This window comes from Pseudomonas sp. MRSN 12121 (assembly GCF_000931465.1).
Classification (GTDB): Bacteria; Pseudomonadota; Gammaproteobacteria; order Pseudomonadales; family Pseudomonadaceae; genus Aquipseudomonas.
The window spans coordinates 3,751,641-3,772,477 of sequence record NZ_CP010892.1 but is presented as its reverse complement, the minus strand read 5'-3'; the positions used below and the strand labels follow the sequence as shown (position 1 = coordinate 3,772,477).

The window sequence follows — 20,837 nt, the reverse complement described above, 5'->3', positions numbered from 1 at the left end:
AGGATCAAGGGAAAACCCAATGACTATTACGATCATCGCCCCGTCTCAACAGGAAACGCAGGCCGAACCCAAGGGCAACCAACCCGGAACGGTCTATCTGGAACCGCACATGACCCTGGTGACCGGCACCCTCTGGTCCGAGACCGAGGACTGGGTCGAAGACCCGCTCGAACGCGGCCTCAAGCTGATCCTGGTGCAGAGCGGCGAGCTGTCCTGCCGGATCCCCGGGCACGCCGAGCAATCGATCAAGGGCCCGAGCCTGTGCACCATCGTCAATGACGGCGAGTTCACCTCGTCGCAGATCTACGGAACCTCGACGCCGCTGCGCTACACCATCGTGCAACTGGACCTGGAGTCCCTGGACCGTCACCTGGGCATGGCGCCGCGCAAGCTGCTGGCCGGCGGCGGGGGCGACCCCTACATGATGATTCGCCCGGCGCCGCGGGCGATGCAGGCCCTGGCGACACAGATCGCCACCTGCCCGATGCAGGGCCCGAGCCGTTCGCTCTACCTGGGCGGCAAGGCCCTGGAGCTGACCGCCCTGAGCGCGCAGTTCCTGCTGGGCGAGCGCGGGCAGCCGGAACAGAAGCTGCGTATCACCTCCTCGGATGTCGAGCGCGTGCACGCCGCCCGCGACCGCCTGGTGCGCTCGCTGCTCGAACCGCCGAGCCTGAATGCCCTGGCCAGCCATGTCGGCATGAGCCCGCGCAAGCTCACCGCGGGGTTTCGCAAGGTGTTCGGCACCAGCGTGTTCGGTTACCTGCACGAGCACCGCCTCAGCGTGGCGCACCGCATGCTCAGCGACGAAGAGAGCAATGTCTCCACCGTGGCCTATGGCGTGGGCTACAGCCCGGCGCATTTCTCCATCGCCTTTCGCAAACGCTATGGCGTATCGCCCAGCGAGATCCGCTGACCGACACCGGCCCGCGGGCCGGTGTCCCTGAATCGAATGAAAAGGCCCGTGGATCTAAAGCCCCGGGCGCTTCCTGAAAACCTGCTTGCGATAAAGTCTCATTTGATAATGGCTTCCATCTTGGTGAGCCGCGGACTTTATTTTGACTGGCCACAGGAAGCTTTTCATGAGCGAGCTGACAACAGCAGACACCCCCTCGACGAACCCCCTGCGGAGCTGGCTGATCGAACACCTGGCGCAGTTGCTGGGCGCGACCGGCGCTGAGATCGACAGCCTGGGCGACGAGGAAAACCTCCTCGGCTGCGGGCTGGATTCGATCCGCCTGATGTACTTGCAGGAGCGCCTGCGCAGCCACGGCCTGCAGGTCGATTTCGCCCAGTTGAGCGCCGAACCCCGGATCGGCGCCTGGCTGGCGCTGCTGCAAGGGCAGGTCCCGAGCCGCACGGCGGCGGCACCGCTGGCCGCCGTGGCGGCGCCCGAGCAGGGCTTCGAGCTCAGTCCGGTGCAGCAGGCCTACTGGCTGGGGCGCGGCCCGGACGAAGTGCTGGGCAACATCAGTTGCCATGCCTGGCTCGAATTCGCCTGCCAGGGCATCGAGCCCCAGCGTCTGGAAGAAGCCGTGCGCCTGGTGCAGGCCCGGCACCCGATGCTGCGGGCCCGCTTCAGCGAAGGGCGCCAATGCATCCTCGCCGCCGCGCAGCAGCCGGCGTTCGATCATCAGGACTGGCGCCGGCAGGCACCGGCCGCCGCGCTGCAAGCCTGGGAGGAACTGCGCCACTGGCGCTCGCATCAGTGCCTGGATGTCGAAGCCGGGCAGGTGATGCTGGTGGGCCTGGTGCAGTTGCCCGACGGCCAGGACCGGGTGTGGTTGAGTGTCGACCTGCTGGCGGCCGACGTGGAAAGCCTGCGCCTGTTGATGGCGGAGCTGGGCCAGGCCTACCGGGCGCCGGCCGCCCTGTCGCCGGCGCCGACCCTGCACTTCGCCGACTACCTGGAGCGCCGCCGGCAGCGCCGCGCCGAGGCGTACGCCCGCGATCGCGAATACTGGTGCCAGCGCCTGGCGCAGTTGCCCGACGGCCCGGCGTTGCCCCTGGCGCGCGCGCCCGAATCGATCCGCCAGCCGCGTTTCAGCCGCCAGGCCTTCGTGCTCAGCCAGGCCGAGGCCAAGCGCCTGCACGCCCAGGCGACCCGGCACGGGCTGACCCTGTCCTGCGTGTTCGCCACCGCCTTCAACGCGGTGCTGGCGCGCTGGAGCGAGCAGCCGGACTTCCTGCTCAACGTGCCGCTGTTCGACCGCCACGACGAGCACCCGGACATCGACCGGGCAATCGCCGACTTCACCACCTTGCTCCTGGTGGAATGCCACGATGCGCCGCAACTGCCGTTCGCCGATGCGGTGCGCCGTTTCCAGCGCGGCCTGCACGCGACCATCGACCGCTCGGCGTTTCCCGCTCTGGAAGTGCTGCGCGAAGGCCGCCGCCAGGGCCACCCGCGTTCGGCGCCGGTGGTGTTCTCCAGCAACCTGAACGAGGCGGGCTTCATCCCGGCGGGTTTCCGCGAGGTGTTCGGCGACCTGCACGCAATGCTCTCGCAAACCCCGCAAGTGTGGCTCGACCACCAGCTGTACCGGGTCGACGACGGCCTGCTGCTGGCCTGGGACAGCATCGCCGAACTGTTCGCCGACGGGGTGCTGGACGCGATGTTCCAGGCCTATGTCGAGCTGGTGCAGCGCCTCGCCGACAGTGACTGGGAACAGCCGCAGCCAGTGCTGTTGCCGCTGGCGCAGCAGGCCCGGCGCGAGCGCCAGAACAGCGTGCCGGCCCTGGCCCCGGGGCGCGGCCTGCTGGAGGACTTCTTCGCCCACAGTACCCGGCACCCGGACGACCTGGCGCTGATCTGCGGCGCGCAGCGCTGCACCTATGGTGAACTGGCGGCGCGCGCGCTGCGGGTGGCCGGCGGGCTGCTGGAGGCCGGGATGCGCCCGGGCGAGGCGGTGGAAATCTGCCTGCCACGCGGCCCCGCGCAGGTCGTCGCGGTGTTCGGCGTGCTGGCGGCGGGAGGCTGCTACGTACCGGTGGACACCGCGCAACCGCCGGCCCGCCGCAGCCTGATCGAGTCGGCGGCGGGGATTGCCCTGGTAATCGCCGAGCAGCCGCCCGAACCCACCCCCGACAGCCCGCCGTTGCGCTGGCTGGACCCGGCGCGCCTGGAACAGGCGACGCCCCTGGCCGCGCCGCGCCCGCAGGCAGCGCACGCCAGCGCCTACGTGATCTACACCTCCGGCTCCACCGGGATTCCCAAGGGCGTCGAGGTCAGCCACGGCGCGGCGATCAACACCATCGATGCGCTGCAGGCCGAACTGCGGATCGACCGCGACGACTGCCTGCTGGCGGTGTCGGCGCTGGATTTCGACCTGTCGGTGTTCGACCTGTTCGGCGTGCTGGGGCAGGGCGCGCGCCTGGTGCTGCTGCAACCGGAGGAAACCCGCGATGCGGCGCGCTGGGCGCAACTGATCGCCGAGCACCGGGTGAGCCTGTGGAACTCGGCGCCGGCGCTGCTGGAAATGGCCCTGGGCATCGCCGCCTCCGACTGCCGCTACCAGAGCCTGCGGGCGGTGCTGCTGTCGGGCGACTGGATCGCCCTGGACCTGGCCGCGCGCCTGCGTTGCCACGCCACGCCGCAGTGCCGGGTGTACGGCCTGGGCGGCGCCACCGAGGCGGGCATCTGGTCCAACCTGCAAGCCATCGACGAGGTGCCGCACCACTGGCCGTCGATCCCCTATGGCAAGCCCCTGGCCGGCCAGGCCTACCGGGTGGTGGACGGCCACGGTCGAGACGTGCCCGACCAGGTGGCGGGGCAACTGCTGATCGGCGGCGCCAGCCTGGCGCGCGGCTATCGCAACGACCCGTGCCTGACCGCGCAGCGCTTTCGCTGCGACGAGCGCGGGCGCTGGTACCACACCGGGGACCGCGGGCGTTTCTGGAGCGACGGCACCCTGGAGTTCCTCGGCCGTATCGACCAGCAGGTCAAGCTGCGCGGGCAGCGCATCGAACTGGGGGAAATCGAGGCGGCGCTCACCGCCCATCCGCTGATCGACAGCGCCTGCGCCGCGGTCTTGCCCGGCAACGTCGCCAGCCTCGGTGCGGCGCTGGTGATGAGCGCGTCGCCGCAGGACGTGGCGCCGGACGCCCTGGCCGCGCCCTCGGCACTGGACGACACCCCGCAGGCGGAAGCCCGGGTCACCGCCGAATTGCTGCAACGGCTGCTGCAAGGCCCGGCGTTGCCGGCAATGCCGCTGCTCGAGCGCTGGCACCAGTGGCTGCAAGGCCAGCCCGCCGAGGCGTTGAGCCTGGGCGATGCGCTGGCGCAGCTGGGCTGGCGCGAGGCGGACCTGCAAGCCATGGTCGGCTCGCTGCAGGTGCTGCTGCGCACTGAAGACGGCGCCGCGCAGGTGTTGTTCGACCCGCTGCTGGCGCCCCAGGCCATGGCGCTCAACCTGCCGGCCGGGCGCCAGTTGCTGGACGCGCTGAGCGGGGCGGTGCAGCGGCAATCCAATGCCCAGGCCGGGCCGCTGAAGGTGGCGGTGCTGGATGTGCGCGGCGGGCAACTGCTCGATCAATGGCTGAACCACCTGAGCCATTGCGACCTGCGTGTGACCCTGTTCGACACCAGCCCCGGGTTGCTGGCGGCCGCCACGGCCGGCAAGCCGGCGCACGTCACCGGCCAGTTGCTGCCGGACGGGCTGTTGCCGCTCGAGCACTGTGGCGCTTACGACCTGGTCATCAGCTTTGCCGCGCTGCACGGCTATGCGCAGCCCGGCGATGGCTTGAACCTCGCCCGGGCGTTGCTCAAGCCCCAGGGCCGGCTGTTACTGGCCGACCTGCTGCGCGATTCGCCGCTGGGCCTGGTCAGCGCGGCGCTGCTGGACAGCCGTCCGGCAGTGTTGCCCGAGGCCGCGCAGATCGCCCGGCTGCTTGGCCAGAACGGCTTTGCCGAGCTGCGCTGCCTGTGGCGCAACCCGGCGATGCTGCTGGTCGAGGCCACGGCGGCGGGCGACTCGCTGGCCGGCGACGAGCTGAGGCAAGGCTTGCAACAGCGCCTGCCGCAAGCGATGCGTCCCGAGCACCTGTGGTGCCTGCCGCGCCTGGCGCTCAACGCCAACGGTAAGGTCGACCGCGGCCGCTTGCAGGCCAGCCTGACCCAGGCCTTGCAACGCCGGCAGCCTACGGCCGGCGAAGAGGGCGAGTTGCCCGCAGCGTTGCAGCCGCTGGCGGCCTGCTGGGAAGCCGTGCTGGGGCGGGCGGTGCGCAGCGCCCAGGGCAATTTCTTCAGCCTGGGAGGCGACAGCCTGCTGGCCACCCGGCTGCTGGCCGCGGTGCGCGAGCAACTGGGCGTCAGCCTGCGCATGAGCGACTTCTATCGCCAGCCGACCCTGGCCGGCATGGCCGAGCTGCTGGCGCGCAGCGCCACCCTCGAGGAGGGCGTGCTATGAGCCTGGACGACCTGTTGCACATCTGCCGCGAACGCCAGATCGAACTCTGGGCCACCGCCGGCAAGCTGCATTTCCGCGCCCCGCAAGGCGCCCTCGACCCGGCCCTGGCGGAGCGGATCCGCGCCCAGCGCGAGGCGCTGATGGTCCATCTGGCGCCCCGTTCGGACTGGTGCCCGGCCCCCGACCAGGCGCTGCAACCCTTTGCCCTGAGTGCGGTGCAGGGCGCCTATGTGCTGGGGCGCAACCCGGCGTTCGACTACGGCGGCAACGCCTGCCACCTGTATGTCGAATATCCCTGGCCGGCCAACGTCGACAGCGAGCAGCTGGAGCAGGCCTGGAATGCCCTGGTGCAGCGCCACCCGATGCTGCGCGCGGTGGTGCAAGACAACAGTCGCCAGTGCGTGCAGGCCCGGGTGCCGTGGCAGCGCCTGCCGGTGCACGACCTGCGCCAGGCCGGGCCGCAGGCCTTCGCCGCGCACCTGGAGCAGGTGCGCGAGCGCCTGGACCATGCCTGCCATGCCCTCGACCAGTGGCCGATCCTGTTGCCCGAACTGAGCCTGGGCGCCGAGCAGGCGATCCTGCATTGTTCGGTGGACTTCACCTTGATCGATTACGCCAGCCTGCAACTGCTGCTGGTGGAACTGACCCAGCGCTACCTGGAGCCGACGCGGCACTGGCCGGTGCTGGAGGCGACCTTTCGCGACTACCTGCAACACCAGCACAAGGTGCGCGACAGCGCCGCCTGGCAGGACGACAAGGCCTGGTGGCTGGCGCGCCTGGACAACCTGCCGGGGCGTCCGGACCTGCCCCTGAGCGACGATGCGGGCCTCCACTCCACGCGTTTCGTCCACCACCACGGGGTGCTGGGCAGCGCGCAATGGAATGCCCTCTGCGCCCTGGCCAGCGCCCAGGGCCTGAGCGCCGCCGGGGTGACCCTGGCGGCCTTCGCCGAGGTCATCGGGCGCTGGAGCCAGAGCGCGGATTTCTGCCTCAATCTCACCGTGCTCAACCGCCCGGACCTGCACCCGCAACTGGGCCAGGTGCTGGGCGACTTCACCGCCCTGAGCCTGCTGGAGGTGCGGGGCGCCAGCGGCGCGAGCTTCGTGCAGCGGGCGCGGCGCATCGGCACGCAGCTGTTCGACGACCTGGACCACAGCCGCTTCACCGGGGTCGAGGTGCTGCGTGAGCTGGCGCGGGTCCAGGGCCGCGGCGCCGACCTGATGCCGGTGGTGTTCACCAGCGGCATCGGCAGCGTCGAGCGCTTGCTGGGGGAGGCGGGGCACCTGTTGCAGCCGCCGAGCTACATGATCAGCCAGACGCCCCAGGTGTGGATCGATTGCCAGGTCAGCGACCAGTACGGCGGCTTGCAGATCGGCTGGGACGTGCGCGTCGGCGTGCTGCCCGAAGGCATGGCGCAGCAGATGTTCGCCGCCTATGTCGACCTGCTGCAACGGCTGTCGCAGGATGCCCAGCTGTGGCAGGCGCGCGGCGATATCGTCCTGCCGCACCAGCAGGCGCCACGCCGGGTGGACGCGACGGCCGCGGACCGCAACATCGCCAGCGGCTTTGCCCGGCAGGCGCTGCGGACCCCGGACGCGCCAGTGGTCAGCGACCGCCACGGGCGCTACAGCTACCGCCAGGTCGCCCAGCAGGCCCAGGCCGTGCGGGCGGCGCTGGAGGCGCTCGAAGTGGCGCCGGGCGCGCGGGTCGCGGTGATGCTGCCCAAGAGCGCCTGGCAACTGATGGCGGTGCTGGGCATCAACCAGATGGGCGCGGCCTATGTGCCGGTGGACATCCGCCAGCCGGCCCTGCGCCGCGAGGCGATCCTGCGGGATGCCGGGATGGCGGCGGTCGTCACCCTTGCGGATGCGCCACTGCCGGACAGCCTCGACCTGCCGCGCATCGCCATCGACCGCCTGGAGCCCGACCCCCAGTGGCCGCCCCGCGAGCCGCGGGCGGTACGGGCCGGCGACCTGGCCTACATCATCTACACCTCCGGCTCCACGGGCACGCCCAAGGGCGTGATGCTCAGCCACGGCGCGGTGGTCAACACCCTGGACGACATCAACCAGCGCTACGCCGTCAACGCCCGGGACCGGGTGCTGGGGCTGGCGGAACTGAGTTTCGACCTTTCGGTGTATGACTTCTTCGGCGCCACCGCGGTGGGCGCGCAGGTGGTGCTGCCCGACCCCGAGCGCGGGGCCGACCCTTCGCACTGGGCGCAACTGATGCGCGAACACGGCGTGACCTTGTGGAACTCGGTGCCGGCCCAGGGGCAGATGCTGATCGACTACCTGGAGACGGAGCCGGCGGCGATTCCCGGGCCGCGTTGCGTGATGTGGTCCGGGGACTGGATTCCCACCACCTTGCCGACCCGCTGGTGGCAGCGCTGGCCCGAGAGCCGGCTGTTCAGCCTGGGCGGCGCGACCGAGGCGGCGATCTGGTCGGTGGAGCATCCGATCCGCCCCGCCGACACGGCGTTGCCGAGCATTCCCTACGGGCGGGCCCTCAAGGGCCAGACCCTGGAAGTCCTCGACAGCCTGGGCCGGCAATGCCCGCTGGGCGTGCGTGGCGAGATCCACATCGGCGGCCTCGGCCTGGCCCTGGGCTACGCCGAAGACCCGGAACGCACCGCCGAGCGCTTCATCCTGCATGCCAGCGGACGCCGCCTGTACCGCACCGGGGACCAGGGGCGCTACCTGGACGAGGACGGCCTGATCGAGTTTCTCGGGCGCCAGGACGACCAGGTGAAAATCCGTGGCCATCGCATCGAGCTGGCGGAAATCGACGCCGGCTGGCTGGCCCACCCGCAAATCGCGGCCGCCACCACGGTGCTGCTGGGGGAACGTCACGAACGCTCGCTGTGCAGCTTTGTCACGCCGCAGGCCGTGGCCACGGACCGGCAGCGCCTGGGTGAGGAGATGCAGGGCCTGTTGCAGCGCGCCCGCGACACCCTGGAGCAGGCGGATTTCGGCCCGCGCGAGGCGATCCAGGCCGCCCTGGCGGCCCTCGACCGGGCAGCGGACGCCTCGCTGCTGCACTGGCTGGCCGGCAGCGGGTTGCTGGCCCAGGCGCAGCCGGTGGCATTCGCGCCGCTGTGCCAGGCGCTCGGACTGGCGCCGGCGCAGCAGCGGCTGTTGCACCACTGGCTGACCCTGCTGACCGACAGCGGCTGCCTGCAACGCGAGGGGGACGGCTGGCGCTGCCGGGTGCAGCCCGATGAACTCGACCCGGCGCAGGCCTGGGCACGCTTCGCCGAACTGGCGCCGCCCGGGCTGTGGCCCGCGGAACTGGTGGACTACCTGCGCGGCAGCGCGACCCGCCTGGCCGAACAGCTGGACGGCCGCCTGAGCCCGGCGAGCCTGATGTTCCCGCAGGGTTCGGCGCATATCGCCGAGGCCATGTACAGTCGCGGCCTGCACGCGCAGGCCTTGCACCGCGGCATGGCCGAGGCGGTCGCGGCGATCGTCGCCGCCGAACGCCAGCGCCCCTGGCGCATTCTCGAGGTCGGCGCCGGCACCGGCGCGGCCAGTGTCGCGATCATCCCGGCGCTGGCGCCGCTGGTGGCGGCCGGGGTGCAGATCGACTACCTGTTCAGCGATGTCTCCAGCTACTTCCTCAATGCCGCGCGGGAACGGTTCGCCGAGTACCCCTGGGTGCGCTTCATGCACTTCGACATGAACCAGCCCGCCTGCGAGCAGGGCCTGCCCGCCGGATCCCTGGATTTGCTGCTCAGCTCCGGTGCCTTGAACAACGCCCTGGACACCCCGGGCCTGCTGGCCGGCTTGCGCCAGCTGATGCAGGCGGACGCCTGGCTGGTGATCCAGGAACTGACCCGCGAACACCGGGAAATCAGCATCAGCCAGAGCCTGATGATGGAAACCCCGCGCGACGTGCGGGCGGCCAACGGGCAGTTGTTCGTGCACACGGCGCAGTGGCTGGAGTGGCTCAACAGCGAGCCGGGGGATTGTGCCCAGGCCCTGGCATCGCCCGCGGGCGTGCTGGCGCTGCTGGGCTACGACCTGCTGGTGGCACGGGTCAAGACCGACCGCCCACGGCTGTCGAGCGAAGCCCTGCTGGGGTTCATTGCCGAGCGGGTGCCGCGCTACATGGTGCCGGCCCAGGTGCGGGTGCTGGACCGCCTGCCGGTGACGGCCAATGGCAAGATCGACCGCCGGGCCCTGGCCGAGCAGGCGCAGCAGCGTCAGCTGGAGCCGGTGCGGCAGGCGCGGGTCGAGGTGGCCGACGAGTTGGTCCGACGCCTGATCGGCCACTGGGAGCGGGTGCTCGATTGCAGCGGCTTGTCGGCGGAACAGGATTTCTTCGCCGCCGGTGGCGACTCGTTGCTGATCGCGCAATTGATTGCCGGCCTGCGCGAGCAGGAGCCGCTGGCCCGCGAGCAGCCTTTCGATCGGCTGTTGCGCTGGGCCCTCAGCCAGCCGACGCCGGCCGGCCTGGCGCAGCGCTTGCGCGACGCAGCGGGCCAGGCGCCCGACGCCCGAACGGGCAGTGAGGCGCCACAGGCACTGGCCGAGGCGCCACAGGCCATGGGCGCTGCGGCCATGGCCCGCGCGCCGCTGGGCGGGCGCCGGCGGGTGGATGCCCTGAGCGAGCTGGCCGCCGGCGCCGGCGTGCCCCGGGTGCTGGTGCACGAAGGCCTGGGCACGCTGCTGCCGTACCGCGGACTGATCGCCGAGCTGGCCGGTAGCGGCCCGCTGCTGGGGCTGGCGGTGCACGACAGTGAGGACTACCTGGGCCTGGCGCCGCAACACGTCAACGCCACCCTGGGCAAGCGGTATGCCCAGGCCCTGTGGGACAGCGGCCAGCGCTGCTTCGACCTGCTGGGCTACTGCTCCGGCGGGCTGGTGACCCTGGAACTGGCCAAGGCCCTGCTGCAACGGGGAGCCGAGGTGCGCCAGGTGGACATCGTGTCGAGCTACCGCATCCCGTACCGGGTGGACGACGAACTGCTGATTCTCTACAGCTTCGCCGCCACCCTCGGCCTGGACGGCGAGGCGCTGGGCCTGCCGTGCGCCGAACGGTTGCGGGGCGCGCTGGCCCAGGCGCTGGAGGAAGCCCCGGGGCACCTGGCCGCCGGCAGCCTGGAAGCGATCCTGCGCGAGTTCGATGCCGCGGCGCTCAAGTCTCGCGTGCTGGCCGCCGCCCATGGCATCGCCGACGAACAGTTGTATCGGGTATTCGCCCATTCCGTGCGCGCCAGCCACTACAGCGACAGCGCGCCTTACGCCGGCGCCGTGCGGCTGTTCGTGCCGAGCGTCGGCAGCCCGCTGATCGCCGATCACCAGGCCAGCCTGCGCGCCTGGTGGCAGGCGGCATCGCTGGCGCCGCTAACCCTGGAGACCCTGCCGGGCAATCACTTCGATTGCCTGAACGGCGGGTTGAGCCGTCATCTGCTGGAGGAACAGCGTCCATGAACAATCCCGTCAAAACCCTGGTGGTGGGCTCGCGCTTCGGCCAGTTCTACGCGGCGGGCGTCGCGGCCGCCGGCCACCTCGAACTGGTCGGCGTGCTGGGGCAGGGCAGCCGCCGTTCCCAGGCCCTGGCCCGGCGCCTGGAGGTGCCTTGTTTCGACGCCCTGGAGCAGGTGCCCGACGACACCCGCCTGGCCTGTGTCGCGGTAGGCGGCGCGGCACGCGGCGAGCAGGGCCCGGCCCTGGCCCAAGCGCTGATGGCCCGGGGCCTGGATGTGCTGATCGAGCACCCGTTGCTGCCCCAGGAATGGCACGAGTTGTTGCGCAGCGCGACCCGCTTGCAGCGCCGTTGCCTGCTCAACAGCTTCTATCCGCAACTGCCGTGGGTGGCGCGCTTCATCGAGCTGGGCCGGCAATTGCAGCGCCAGCAGGGGATCCGCCACATCGAGGCGCACTGCGCGGTGCAGGTGAGCTACGCGACCCTGGAGGTGCTGGCGGCGGTGCTGGAGGCGGTCGGGCCCTGGTCGCTGGAGCCACTGGCGCCGGCGCTCTCGCCCTGGCGCGAGATCGGCCTGGCCATGGCCGAGGTGCCGGTGGCGCTGCGGGTGATCAACGAACTGGCGGCCGCCGATGATGGCCGCATGCAGTCGTTGCTGCGGATCAGCCTGGCCACCGACAGCGGCACCTTGCTGCTGGCGTCGCCCCACGGGCCGCTGCTGTGGATGCCGGCGGTGCGCGCCCCGCGAGAGGATGCCGACGGCCTGTTCGACCTCGGCGGCGATGCCTTGCCGTGCGCCGAAGTGCTGCTGGACGCCTGCCCGGACTGGGCGACGGTCTACCGCGAGGCCTGGCCCACGGCCGCGGCGGCGGCCTTGCAGCCGCTGATCGACGGCGCCGGGCTGGCGCGCCTGCAACAGCGCAGCCTGGAGGTGGTGGGGCTGTGGCAGCAGGTGACGGCCGCCCTCGGCTTTCCCCAGGCACCGCCCCAGGCCTTGCCGTCGGCCAGCCTGGCCCAGGCCCTGGAGGCCCGCCGATGAACCTGCTGGGGCCCGAGCTGCGGGCGCTGCTGCGGCCTTTTCGCGCCCGCTTGTGGCTGGCGGTGGCGCTGCAGGCCGTGGCCGGGATCAGCTCGCTGTTGCCGTTGATCGCCCTCGGGCAATTGGCCGACAGCCTGCACCGGGCGCCGCCGCTGGCGCCCGCGGTGGCTGGCTGGGTGTGGCTGGCGGTGCTGGGCTCGGCCTTGTGGCTGGGCGGCCAGACCCTGGCGCTGTACCTCACCCACGACGTCGACGCCAACCTGTGCAACGGCTTGCGGGTGCGCCTGGCGGAGCATCTGCAGCGCCTGCCCCTGGGCTGGTTCGCCCGGCTGGGGACCGACGGCGTGACGCGTTATGCCGAACAGGACGTGCGGGCGTTGCACCAGTTGGTGGGGCACGCGCCGACCGACCTGGTCAACCTGCTGCTGATCCCGCTGGCCACCCTGGCGTACCTGCTGTGGAGCGACAGTCTGCTGGCGCTCTGGTGCCTGCTGCCGCTGGCGCTGGGCGCGCTGGGCTACTGGCGCCTGGGCTCGGCGCATTACCGCGAGGACGTCGAGCAGCGCAACCTGGCGATCCAGCAGTTGTTCGGCGACTACAGCCAGTTCGCCGGCAACCTGGGGCTGGTGCGCCAGTTTCCCGGGGCCGGCATCCACCAGCGCCTGCAACAGGCGGTGCAGGGGTTCGACCAGCGTTTCAGCCACTGGGTCAGCCGTGCCGGGCACCTGGCCGCGCTGATTCAGGTCGTGCTCGGCGCGCCCTGGCTGCTGGCCTGGGTGGTGCTGGGCGCGCTGTTGCCGGGAATGGCCGAGGTCGGCGCGGCGCAACTGTGCGCCTTCCTGCTGCTGTTGCGCGCCATGGCCGCGCCCGTGCTGGCGATGGGGCACGGCTTCGATGCGCTGCACGGCGCCCGGGCCAGCGCCCAGCGCCTGCAAGCCTTGCTGAGCACGCCGCCGCTGCCGGAGCCGGCCGCTCCGCAAGCCCCGCGGGATGCCAGCGTGGAGCTACGCAATGTGTCCTTCGCCCATGACGCGGTGCCGGTGCTGTCGGCGATCGACCTGCGCCTGGAACCGGGCACCACCACGGCGCTGGTGGGGCCTTCGGGCGCGGGCAAAAGCACCCTGGCCGGGCTGATCGCGCGGTTCATGGACGTCGACAGCGGGCAGGTGCTCGTCGGCGGGGTGGATGTCCGGCAGATCGCCAGCCGGCAGTTGCAGCAGCACCTGGCGCTGGTGTTGCAGCAGGCCGGCGCGCTGCGCCTGTCCCTGGCGCAGAACATCGCCCTGTACCGCCCCGACGCCAGCCCGGCGCAGATTCGCCAGGCCGCGCGGGCGGCCTGCCTGGACAGCCGGATCATGGCCCTGCCCAAGGCCTACGCCAGCATCGTCGACGACGATGTGCGGCTCTCCGGCGGCGAGTTGCAGCGCCTGGCCATCGCCCGGGCGCTGTTGTCCGCCGCGCCGATCATGTTGCTGGACGAGCCGACGTCCGCCACCGACCCGCAGACCGAACGCGCCTTGCGCACGGCCCTCTGGCAGGGCGCCGCGGGGCGGACCCGGCTGATCGTCGCCCATCGCCTGGCGACCATCCGGCATGCCGAGCAGATCCTGGTGCTGTGCGACGGCCGGATCGTGCAGCGCGGCCAGCACCAGGAGTTGCTGGCCGTCGAAGGTCTTTACCGTCAGTTATGGCTTGAGCAAATGCCGAGCACCGATTATCTGGAGTCTGTGTCATGAGTTTTTTTTCGCCCCTGCGCCACCTGCCGGAACCCGCCTGGCGAGCCCTGCGCGGCGCCCTGGCCTGGATGGTGCTGGCCGCCGTGCTCGACGGGCTGGCGGGGCTGGCGCTGGTGCCGCTGATCCTGGCCTGGTTCGACCCCACGCAGGCCAGCGTGGCGCAGAGCGTCTGGCTGCTGCTGGGGCTGACCGGGCTCCAGGCGCTGGTCGGCTACAGCGCGCAGCGCCGCGGTTACCTGGCCGGCGCGGGCCTGGCCGCAGGGCTGGTCACTCACTTGCTGGAGCATCTGCCGCGGCTGCCGCGGGGCCGGCACCAGGATCACCAAGGGCTGGTCCGCGGGCCGGTGTTCAGCAGCATGGGGATTCCCGCGCACCTGCTGGCGCCGCTGGTGACCGCGCTGGTCACGCCGACGGTGGTGGTGCTCGGCCTGTTCGCTTTCGCGCCGCGCCTGGCGTTGTGGCTGGCGCTGGCCTACCTGCCGTTGTTCGGCCTGCTGCGCTGGGCCGGACGGCGCAACCTGGACCTGGAACAGCGCCGCCAGGCGGTGGATCGCCAGGCCGGGCAACTGCTGCAAGCCTTCGCCCAGCAACAGGCGCTGCTGCGCAGCGCCGGCGATGCCAGCCAGGGGCAGCAAGCGCTGCGCGAAGGGTTGCGCGAGCAGCACCGCGCGACCCGCTTGCTCAATCGCCGCGCCTTGCCCGCCAGTTTGGGGTTCGCCACGGCGGTGCAGCTGGTGTTTTCGGCGGTGCTGGTCGGCGGCGTGCTGGCGGTGGCCGCCGGGGAACTGCCAGGGGCGCTGCTGGTGGCGGTGCTGGTGTTGCTGGTGCGGTTCATCGAGCCGCTGGCGCAACTGGCGCAACTGGACCAGGCCCTGCGCATGGCCTGGCAGGCCCTGGCGCAGGTGCTGGCGGTGCTGGCGGCGCCGACCCTGCACAGCCCGCAGCCCGGGGCGCAACCGCTGGACGCCAGCCTGCAGGGGCAGGGCCTGAGTGTGTATGGCGAGAACGGCGAAGCGCTGCTGGAGGATCTCGACCTGCACTGTGCGCCGGGCACCTGCACGGCGATCGTCGGCCCGTCGGGGGCAGGCAAGAGCACGCTGCTGGCGTTGCTGGGGCGGGGGATGGACCCGCAGGCCGGGGAGGTGCGGCTGGGGCGGGTGGATATCCGCCAATTGAGCGAGCGGACCCTGGCCGCGCACCTGACCCAGCTGTTCCAGGACAGCGGTCTGTTCGCCGGCAGCCTGTTGTGGAACGTCGGTATGGCGCGGCCGCAGGCGACCCTGGCGCAATTGACCGAGGTCGCGCAGCAGGCCGCCCTAGACGAGGTGCTGGACAGCCTGCCGGGCGGCTGGCACAGCGACGTCGGCCCGGACGGCGCGCTGCTGTCGGGCGGCCAGCGGCAGCGGGTCGGCCTGGCCCGGGCGCTGTTGTCCGAGGCGCCGATCCTGTTGCTCGACGAACCCACCGCCAGCCTCGACGCGCGCAGCGAAGCCCGGGTCCACCGCAGCCTGCGGGCACTGCACGGGCGGCGCACGCTGGTGCTGGTGTCGCACAACCCGGCGCTGGTGCGCGACGCCGACCAGATCCTGGTGCTCGAAGACGGCCGCCTGAGCGGTTGCGGCAGCCATGAGCACTTGCTGGCGACGCACCCCTGGTACGCGCGGTTCGCCGAGCAGCACCGCGCCGAACAGTGATGGCATTCGTGCCCGCCATCGATTGAAAAAGTCACTAAATCGAAAAGTCCGACCGTCCGTTTACAAGATACTAATGAGAATTGTTATCGAAAATGGGGCGGGGCCATGTCATACCGGGGAGCAACAAGGGCAGGGGCGGGATCGAAGCGCTCCAGGACGCATCTGGGGATGCTCCTGGTGCTGGGCCTGAACCCGCTGGCGCAGGCCATCGCCGCGCAGGACGCCAGCGGCTCGCTGCAACTGGGCAATATCGAGATCGCCGGCGAGGACACCTCGGGCGGGGCGATTCCGCCGGGTGTCACCACCCTCGGCAAGATGCCGCTCAAGCTGCGGGAGACCCCGCAATCGGTGAGCGTGATCGATCACGAACGCATCGAACAGCAGAACCTGTTCAGCCTCGACGAAGTGATGCAGCAGGCCACCGGGGTCACGGTGCAGCCGTTCCAGCTGCTGACCACCGCGTATTACGTGCGCGGTTTCAAGATCAACTCTTTCGAGCTCGATGGCGTGCCGGCGCTGATCGGCGACATGGCCAGCTCGCCGCAGGACATGGCGGTGTACGAACGGGTCGAGATCCTGCGCGGCTCCAACGGCTTGCTGCACGGCACCGGCAACCCGGCGGCCACCGTCAACCTGGTGCGCAAGCGTCCGCAAAAAGCCTTTGCCGCCAGCACCACCCTCAGTGGCGGCAGCTGGGACCGCTATCGCAGCGAGGTCGACGTGGGCGGGCCGCTGACCGAGAGCGGCAATGTACGCGGGCGGATGGTCGCGGCCTATGAAGACCGCGACTACTTCTACGACATCGGTAAGCAAGACGCCCAGCTGCTCTACGGCATCAGCGAGTTCGACCTGAGCCCGGACACGCTGCTGACCCTGGGCGCGCAGTACCAGACCATCGACTCGGTGACCAACATGGCCGGGGTGCCGATGGCCAAGGACGGCTCGAACCTGAACCTGCCGCGCTCGACCTACCTGGATGTCGACTGGGACCGCTTCCAGTGGACCACGCGGCGTTTTTTCGGATCGCTGGAACAGCAGCTGGACCACGACTGGAAAGCCAGGGTCGCCGCCGAGTACCAGGACGCCGACTCGCGGCTGCGTTATGCCGGCGCCAACGGCGCCATCGACCCGCTGACCGGCGACGGTGCCCACCTGATCGGCCAGGCGTACAAGTTCGAGAGCACCCAGAAAAGCCTCGACGCCTCGGTCAGCGGGCCGTTTTCCCTGTTCGGCCGCAGCCATGAACTGTTGCTGGGCAGCAACTACAGCCAGGGGGAAAGCGAGCAGCACACGGCCAACTTCACCAGCGCGCTGAACGTGCCGGTAAATGTCTACCGCTGGGACCCGCACAGCGTGCCCAAGCCGGGTATCGGCGCCTACAGCTCGCCGGGCTCGACCACCACCACCTCCAAGGGCGTCTACGCGCTGACCCGCTACAAGCTGCTGGACCCGCTGACCCTGGTGCTGGGGGCCCGGGCCAACTGGTGGGAGCAGGATGCGCCGAGCGCCAGCCGCAAGCCGGGACGCGAGATCACCCCCTACGGCGGCCTGATCTGGGACTTCGCCCGCCAGTGGTCGTGGTACGCCAGCTACGCCGAGGTCTACCAGCCGCAGACCGGGCAGACCTGGAGCGGCGAGCTGCTCAAGCCGGTGGAGGGCAAGACCTACGAGACCGGGATCAAGGGCGAGTTGCTGGAAGGGCGGTTGAACGTCTCCCTGGCGGCCTTCCGTATCGACCTGGAAAACAACCCCCAGGTCGACCCCGACCACCCGGGCGCGGGGCCGAACACCTACTACATCAGCGGCGGCAAGGTGCGCAGCCAGGGCTTCGAACTGGAAAGCAGCGGCTACCTCACCCCCGACTGGAGTCTGTTCGCCGGTTATACCTACACCACCACCGAATACCTCAAGGACACCAACAGCGCTTCGGGCCAGCGTTATGCCGAGTTCACCCCGCGGCACCTGCTGCGGCTGTGGAGCCAGTACGACCTGCCGTGGCAGGACCGGCGCTGGAGCGTGGGCGCCGGGGTGCAGGCGCAGAGCGATTTCTCCACGCAGTCGGGCGGCGTGTCGCTGCAGCAGGGTGGCTATGCCTTGCTCAACGCCCGCGTCGCCTATCGCCTCGACGAGCACTGGACCGCCTCGGTCAACGCCAACAACCTGGCGGACCGCAAGTATTACCAGAGCCTGAGCGGCCCCAGCTGGAACAACCGCTACGGCGAACCGCGCAGCCTCAACCTGACCTTGCGGGGCACGTTCTGATGGCCACGTCGGGCCTCGGGCCCTGGCCGCTGCGCGTCGCCCTGGCGCTGGCGGGCAGCGTGCTCGGCAGCCTGCAACTGGCGGTGCTGCTGGCGCGGCACTATCCCTGGGGCGGCGGGCTGGAGCGTCTGTACGCCGGGGTCTTCCTCGGCCTGGGGTTCCTGGTGGCGGTGCTGCTGTGGGCGCTGCTGGCGCCCGATTGCCGACGCGTGGCCTGGCGCTCGGGCGTCGGACTGCTGCTGTTCGCCCCGTGGCTGTGGTGGGACGGGGCCTGGTCATGATGGGCGCACCGCGAGCTCTGGTGCAGCGGGTGCACGCCGGCGCCGGCAGTGTGTTCGGCGCGCTGCTGTTCGTGATTCTGCTGACCGGGGCCTGGAGCATGGCCCACGAGGACCTGCGCACCTGGTTTCGCGGCCCGGCGGCGCTGGCCCCGGGGCCGCTGCTGCCGCTGGGTGAATGGCTGGAGATCGCCCGGCGCCAGGGCCTGGCCTTGGCTGAATTGCGCATCCGCCTGCCGGACAACACGCGTCCGCTGGTGGAACTCTGCCCGTCGCCCAAGGACTGCTCCCTGGCGCTGGACCCGGCCACAGGCCGCGAACTGGATCCGGTGCACGCCGCGGATATCCCGTTCGACCTGCACAAGAGCCTGTTCCTGGGTTTTCCCGGACGGATTCTGGTCAGCCTGTTCGGCGTGGTGCTGTTGCTGCTGATCGTGGCCGGCAGTGCCTTGCACAGCGGACGCCTGCGCGACCTCAAGCGCTTGCGCCGCGACCGCGGGCCACGGCTGCTGGCCCATGACCTGCACAGCCTGATCGGCTGCTGGGCCGGGCCCTGGCTGTTGTTGTTCGGGCTGACCGGGGCGCTGTCCGGATTGGGCGCCCTCGGCACCCTGGGCCTGGCCGGCCAGGCGTTTCCCGGGGCTCCGCAGCAGGCGTTCGTGCAGTTGCTGGGGGCGCCGCCCGAGGTCGTCCCGGTGGCGGGCGCCGGGCAGGGGCTGGATCTGGATCGCTTGCTCGACGACGACGCGGCGGCGCATCCGGGCTTCGTCGCGCAGAGCGTCGCGCTGCACCGCTGGGGCGAGCCGCAGGCCTGGGTGGAAGTGGCCGGCATCCAGCCGGGGCTGCCCAGTACCGCGGTGTTCGAGCGCCACGCCTACCGCGGCGCCGACGGCTCGCCGCTGGGCGGCAGCAGTGCGAGCGGACGCGGCTTCTGGGTGCAGGCGTTCATTGCCGTGCAGCCACTGCACTTTGCCGACTACCGCTGGCTGCCCCGGGCCGCGCCGCTGTTGCGCGCGCTGCATTTCTGCATGGCGCTGGCAGCGGCAATGCTGGTGCTCAGCGGCCTGTACCTGTGGCTGGAACGGCGCCGGACCCGTGCGGGCGCCGGCTGGCAGGTGTTGCTGCGCCTGGTGGTCGGTGGCTGCGGCGGGCTGCTGGTGGCCTGCGCCTTGCTGCTCTGCGCCGCGGCGCTGGCCAACCTCGGGCTGATCCCGCGCCAGGGCCTGGGCGGCTGGTTCTGGGGCGGCTGGAGCGCCAGCCTGCTGCTGGCCTGCGGGTTGCCGCCGCGGCGCCAACCGCTGGCGCTGTTGTTGAGTGTGGCGGGCCTGGCGTTCCTGGGCGCCGGGGTGCTGCACCTGGGCGCCAGCCTGAACCCGTTGAACCTGGCCGTCTGGCCCATCGACCTGGTGCTGTCGCTGGGGGGCGCCAGCGCCCTGTGGGCGGCGTGGCGCCTGGTTTCCATTACCCGCTCGGCAGCGCTTGCCGACGCCAACGTTTACTGATTGGAGATTCGCATGCTGGAACTACTGAAACATTGGCGCATGGTGCTGACGTTCGCCCTGTTGTACCTGTCCCAGGGCATTTGCTTCGGCATCGCCATGGACGCCTTGCCGACCCTGCTGCGCCACGACGGCGCGGCGCTCCACGCCCTGGCCTTCCTGCCGCTGGTGGGCGTGCCGTGGGTGGTGAAATTCATCTGGGCGCCGGTGGTCGACAACCACTGGAACAGCCGGCTGGGGCGACGCCGCAGCTGGATCATCCCGATGCAGGCGCTGGTGCTGCTGTGCCTGGTCACGCTGGCGATCATCGGCCTAAGCGTCGAGACCGCCGGCTGGGCCGTGGGCCTGCTGATCCTCGCCTCGCTGGCCAGCGCCACCCAGGACATCGCGACCGACGGCATGGCCGCCGAGTATTTCAGCGGCGAACTGCTGGCGCGGATCAACGCGATCCAGGTCGGCGGCACCATGGTCGGTTTCTTCGTCGGCGCCGCCGGGGCCTTGCTGCTCAGCGGCTACCTGGGGCAGGGCAGCGCCTTCGGCCTGCTGGCGCTGGTGCCGCTGGCGAGCCTGGGCTGCGTCGGCTGGCTCAACGCCGCGACAGCCGGGCCGACCCGGCGGGACGTGGCGCACGCCAGCCTGCTGCGCTTCATCAAGCGGCCGAAGGCCCTGGCGCTGGTGCTACTGGCGTTGCTCTCGGCGATGACTTCGGTCTCGGGGTTCGGCTTGTCGAAACTGTTTCTCAACGATGCCGGCTGGTCCTTGCAGGCCATCGGTCAACTGGGCATCAGCGGCGGCATCGTGACCATCGTCCTGGGCTGCGGGGGCGGCGCCTGGCTGATCCGGGGCCTGGGCTTGTGGCCAGCCTTCATGCTCGCGGTGGGCATGGCCGCCATCGCCGCGCTCACCTGGCTGCTGCAGGCTTCGGGCGCGGTGGCGCCGCACATCGTCCTGATCGGGCTGGCGGTCGGCCTGGGCTCGTTCGCCACCGGCGCCACCTCGGTGGCGATCATGACCGCATCCATGGCCTTCGCCGCCCAGGGCGACCAGGCCGGCACCGACATGACCGCGGTCCAGAGCACCCGCGACCTCGGCGAAATGCTCGCGTCCTCGCTGTTGCTCGGGCTGACCGCCCAGGTCGGCTACAGCGGCGGCTTCCTCACCGGCGCCGCGATGGCCCTGCTGGCCCTGCTGGTGGCGTCGAACCTGGCCCGTTCCCAGGCAGCGCGCAGCGCGCAGGTGTAGGGTCGCGAGTGGCAGCGTTCCCGCGGGGAGCTCTGTGGTGAAAGAGGGCAGGTTTCAGAGACTGTCCGGATCGCCAAAGAACATCTGGATATGGGCAGGTACTTGGCCGCCTTGATACACATCTTGTTCTGTCAATTAAGGTGAAGGTCCCCGTGGCGGCCCATCAAACCGCCACGAGTTCAGCTTCTTTATGTGGGTGCCAATGGCGAATCAATCGCCTTGGCAATAATCCTCCACATCCCGCGTACGCTG

10 protein-coding genes are annotated in these 20,837 nt (G+C 70.7%); all 10 read left to right on the top strand.

Translation table 11 applies throughout. The features are described from left to right. Window positions 1-19: 19 nt before the first annotated feature. A complete protein-coding gene (locus tag TO66_RS17005) occupies window positions 20-913 on the top strand; it encodes a helix-turn-helix transcriptional regulator (RefSeq protein ID WP_044463383.1) in 894 nt (297 codons plus the stop codon). A gap of 166 nt (window positions 914-1,079) precedes the next feature. Then, window positions 1,080-5,405, top strand: a complete 4,326-nt coding sequence (locus TO66_RS17000; RefSeq protein ID WP_044463382.1) for a non-ribosomal peptide synthetase — start codon at window positions 1,080-1,082, stop codon at window positions 5,403-5,405. After that, complete coding sequence (locus tag TO66_RS16995) at window positions 5,402-10,840, top strand: non-ribosomal peptide synthetase (RefSeq protein ID WP_044463381.1); 5,439 nt, start codon at window positions 5,402-5,404, stop codon at window positions 10,838-10,840. Before TO66_RS17000 ends, TO66_RS16995 begins: the two co-directional genes overlap by 4 nt. Continuing rightward, window positions 10,837-11,874 (top strand): Gfo/Idh/MocA family oxidoreductase, encoded by a 1,038-nt coding sequence (locus TO66_RS16990; RefSeq protein ID WP_044463380.1) that lies wholly within the window; start codon window positions 10,837-10,839, stop codon window positions 11,872-11,874. The genes TO66_RS16995 and TO66_RS16990 overlap by 4 nt, the downstream gene beginning before the upstream one ends. Continuing rightward, window positions 11,871-13,610 carry an ABC transporter ATP-binding protein gene (locus TO66_RS16985; protein WP_044463379.1) on the top strand — a complete coding sequence of 580 codons (1,740 nt, stop codon included), beginning with the start codon at window positions 11,871-11,873 and terminating at the stop codon, window positions 13,608-13,610. Before TO66_RS16990 ends, TO66_RS16985 begins: the two co-directional genes overlap by 4 nt. After that, on the top strand, window positions 13,607-15,304 hold the full coding sequence (locus TO66_RS34130) for an ABC transporter ATP-binding protein (RefSeq protein WP_044463378.1): 1,698 nt from the start codon (window positions 13,607-13,609) through the stop codon (window positions 15,302-15,304). The genes TO66_RS16985 and TO66_RS34130 overlap by 4 nt, the downstream gene beginning before the upstream one ends. A 168-nt stretch (window positions 15,305-15,472) precedes the next feature. Then, on the top strand, window positions 15,473-17,566 hold the full coding sequence (locus tag TO66_RS16975) for a TonB-dependent siderophore receptor (RefSeq protein WP_082061105.1): 2,094 nt from the start codon (window positions 15,473-15,475) through the stop codon (window positions 17,564-17,566). After that, the gene (locus TO66_RS16970) at window positions 17,566-17,847 is read left to right on the top strand and encodes a hypothetical protein (RefSeq protein WP_044463376.1); all 282 of its coding nucleotides are present in this window, start codon (window positions 17,566-17,568) and stop codon (window positions 17,845-17,847) included. The genes TO66_RS16975 and TO66_RS16970 overlap by 1 nt, the downstream gene beginning before the upstream one ends. Then, window positions 17,844-19,346 carry a PepSY domain-containing protein gene (locus TO66_RS16965; protein WP_044463375.1) on the top strand — a complete coding sequence of 501 codons (1,503 nt, stop codon included), beginning with the start codon at window positions 17,844-17,846 and terminating at the stop codon, window positions 19,344-19,346. The genes TO66_RS16970 and TO66_RS16965 overlap by 4 nt, the downstream gene beginning before the upstream one ends. A 12-nt stretch (window positions 19,347-19,358) precedes the next feature. Next, window positions 19,359-20,585 carry a RhtX/FptX family siderophore transporter gene (locus tag TO66_RS16960; protein WP_044463374.1) on the top strand — a complete coding sequence of 409 codons (1,227 nt, stop codon included), beginning with the start codon at window positions 19,359-19,361 and terminating at the stop codon, window positions 20,583-20,585. Window positions 20,586-20,837 lie beyond the last annotated feature (252 nt).

Bases quoted from the DNA above. Each gene is read 5' to 3' on its own strand.
- TO66_RS16970 (WP_044463376.1), top strand. From the start codon at position 17,566: ATGGCCACGTCGGGCCTCGGGCCCTGGCCGCTGCGCGTCGCCCTGGCG.
- TO66_RS16960 (WP_044463374.1), top strand. From the start codon at position 19,359: ATGCTGGAACTACTGAAACATTGGCGCATGGTGCTGACGTTCGCCCTG.
- TO66_RS16990 (WP_044463380.1), top strand. From the start codon at position 10,837: ATGAACAATCCCGTCAAAACCCTGGTGGTGGGCTCGCGCTTCGGCCAG.
- TO66_RS16965 (WP_044463375.1), top strand. From the start codon at position 17,844: ATGATGGGCGCACCGCGAGCTCTGGTGCAGCGGGTGCACGCCGGCGCC.
- TO66_RS17000 (WP_044463382.1), top strand. From the start codon at position 1,080: ATGAGCGAGCTGACAACAGCAGACACCCCCTCGACGAACCCCCTGCGG.
- TO66_RS16985 (WP_044463379.1), top strand. From the start codon at position 11,871: ATGAACCTGCTGGGGCCCGAGCTGCGGGCGCTGCTGCGGCCTTTTCGC.
- TO66_RS16975 (WP_082061105.1), top strand. From the start codon at position 15,473: ATGCTCCTGGTGCTGGGCCTGAACCCGCTGGCGCAGGCCATCGCCGCG.
- TO66_RS17005 (WP_044463383.1), top strand. From the start codon at position 20: ATGACTATTACGATCATCGCCCCGTCTCAACAGGAAACGCAGGCCGAA.
- TO66_RS16995 (WP_044463381.1), top strand. From the start codon at position 5,402: ATGAGCCTGGACGACCTGTTGCACATCTGCCGCGAACGCCAGATCGAA.
- TO66_RS34130 (WP_044463378.1), top strand. From the start codon at position 13,607: ATGAGTTTTTTTTCGCCCCTGCGCCACCTGCCGGAACCCGCCTGGCGA.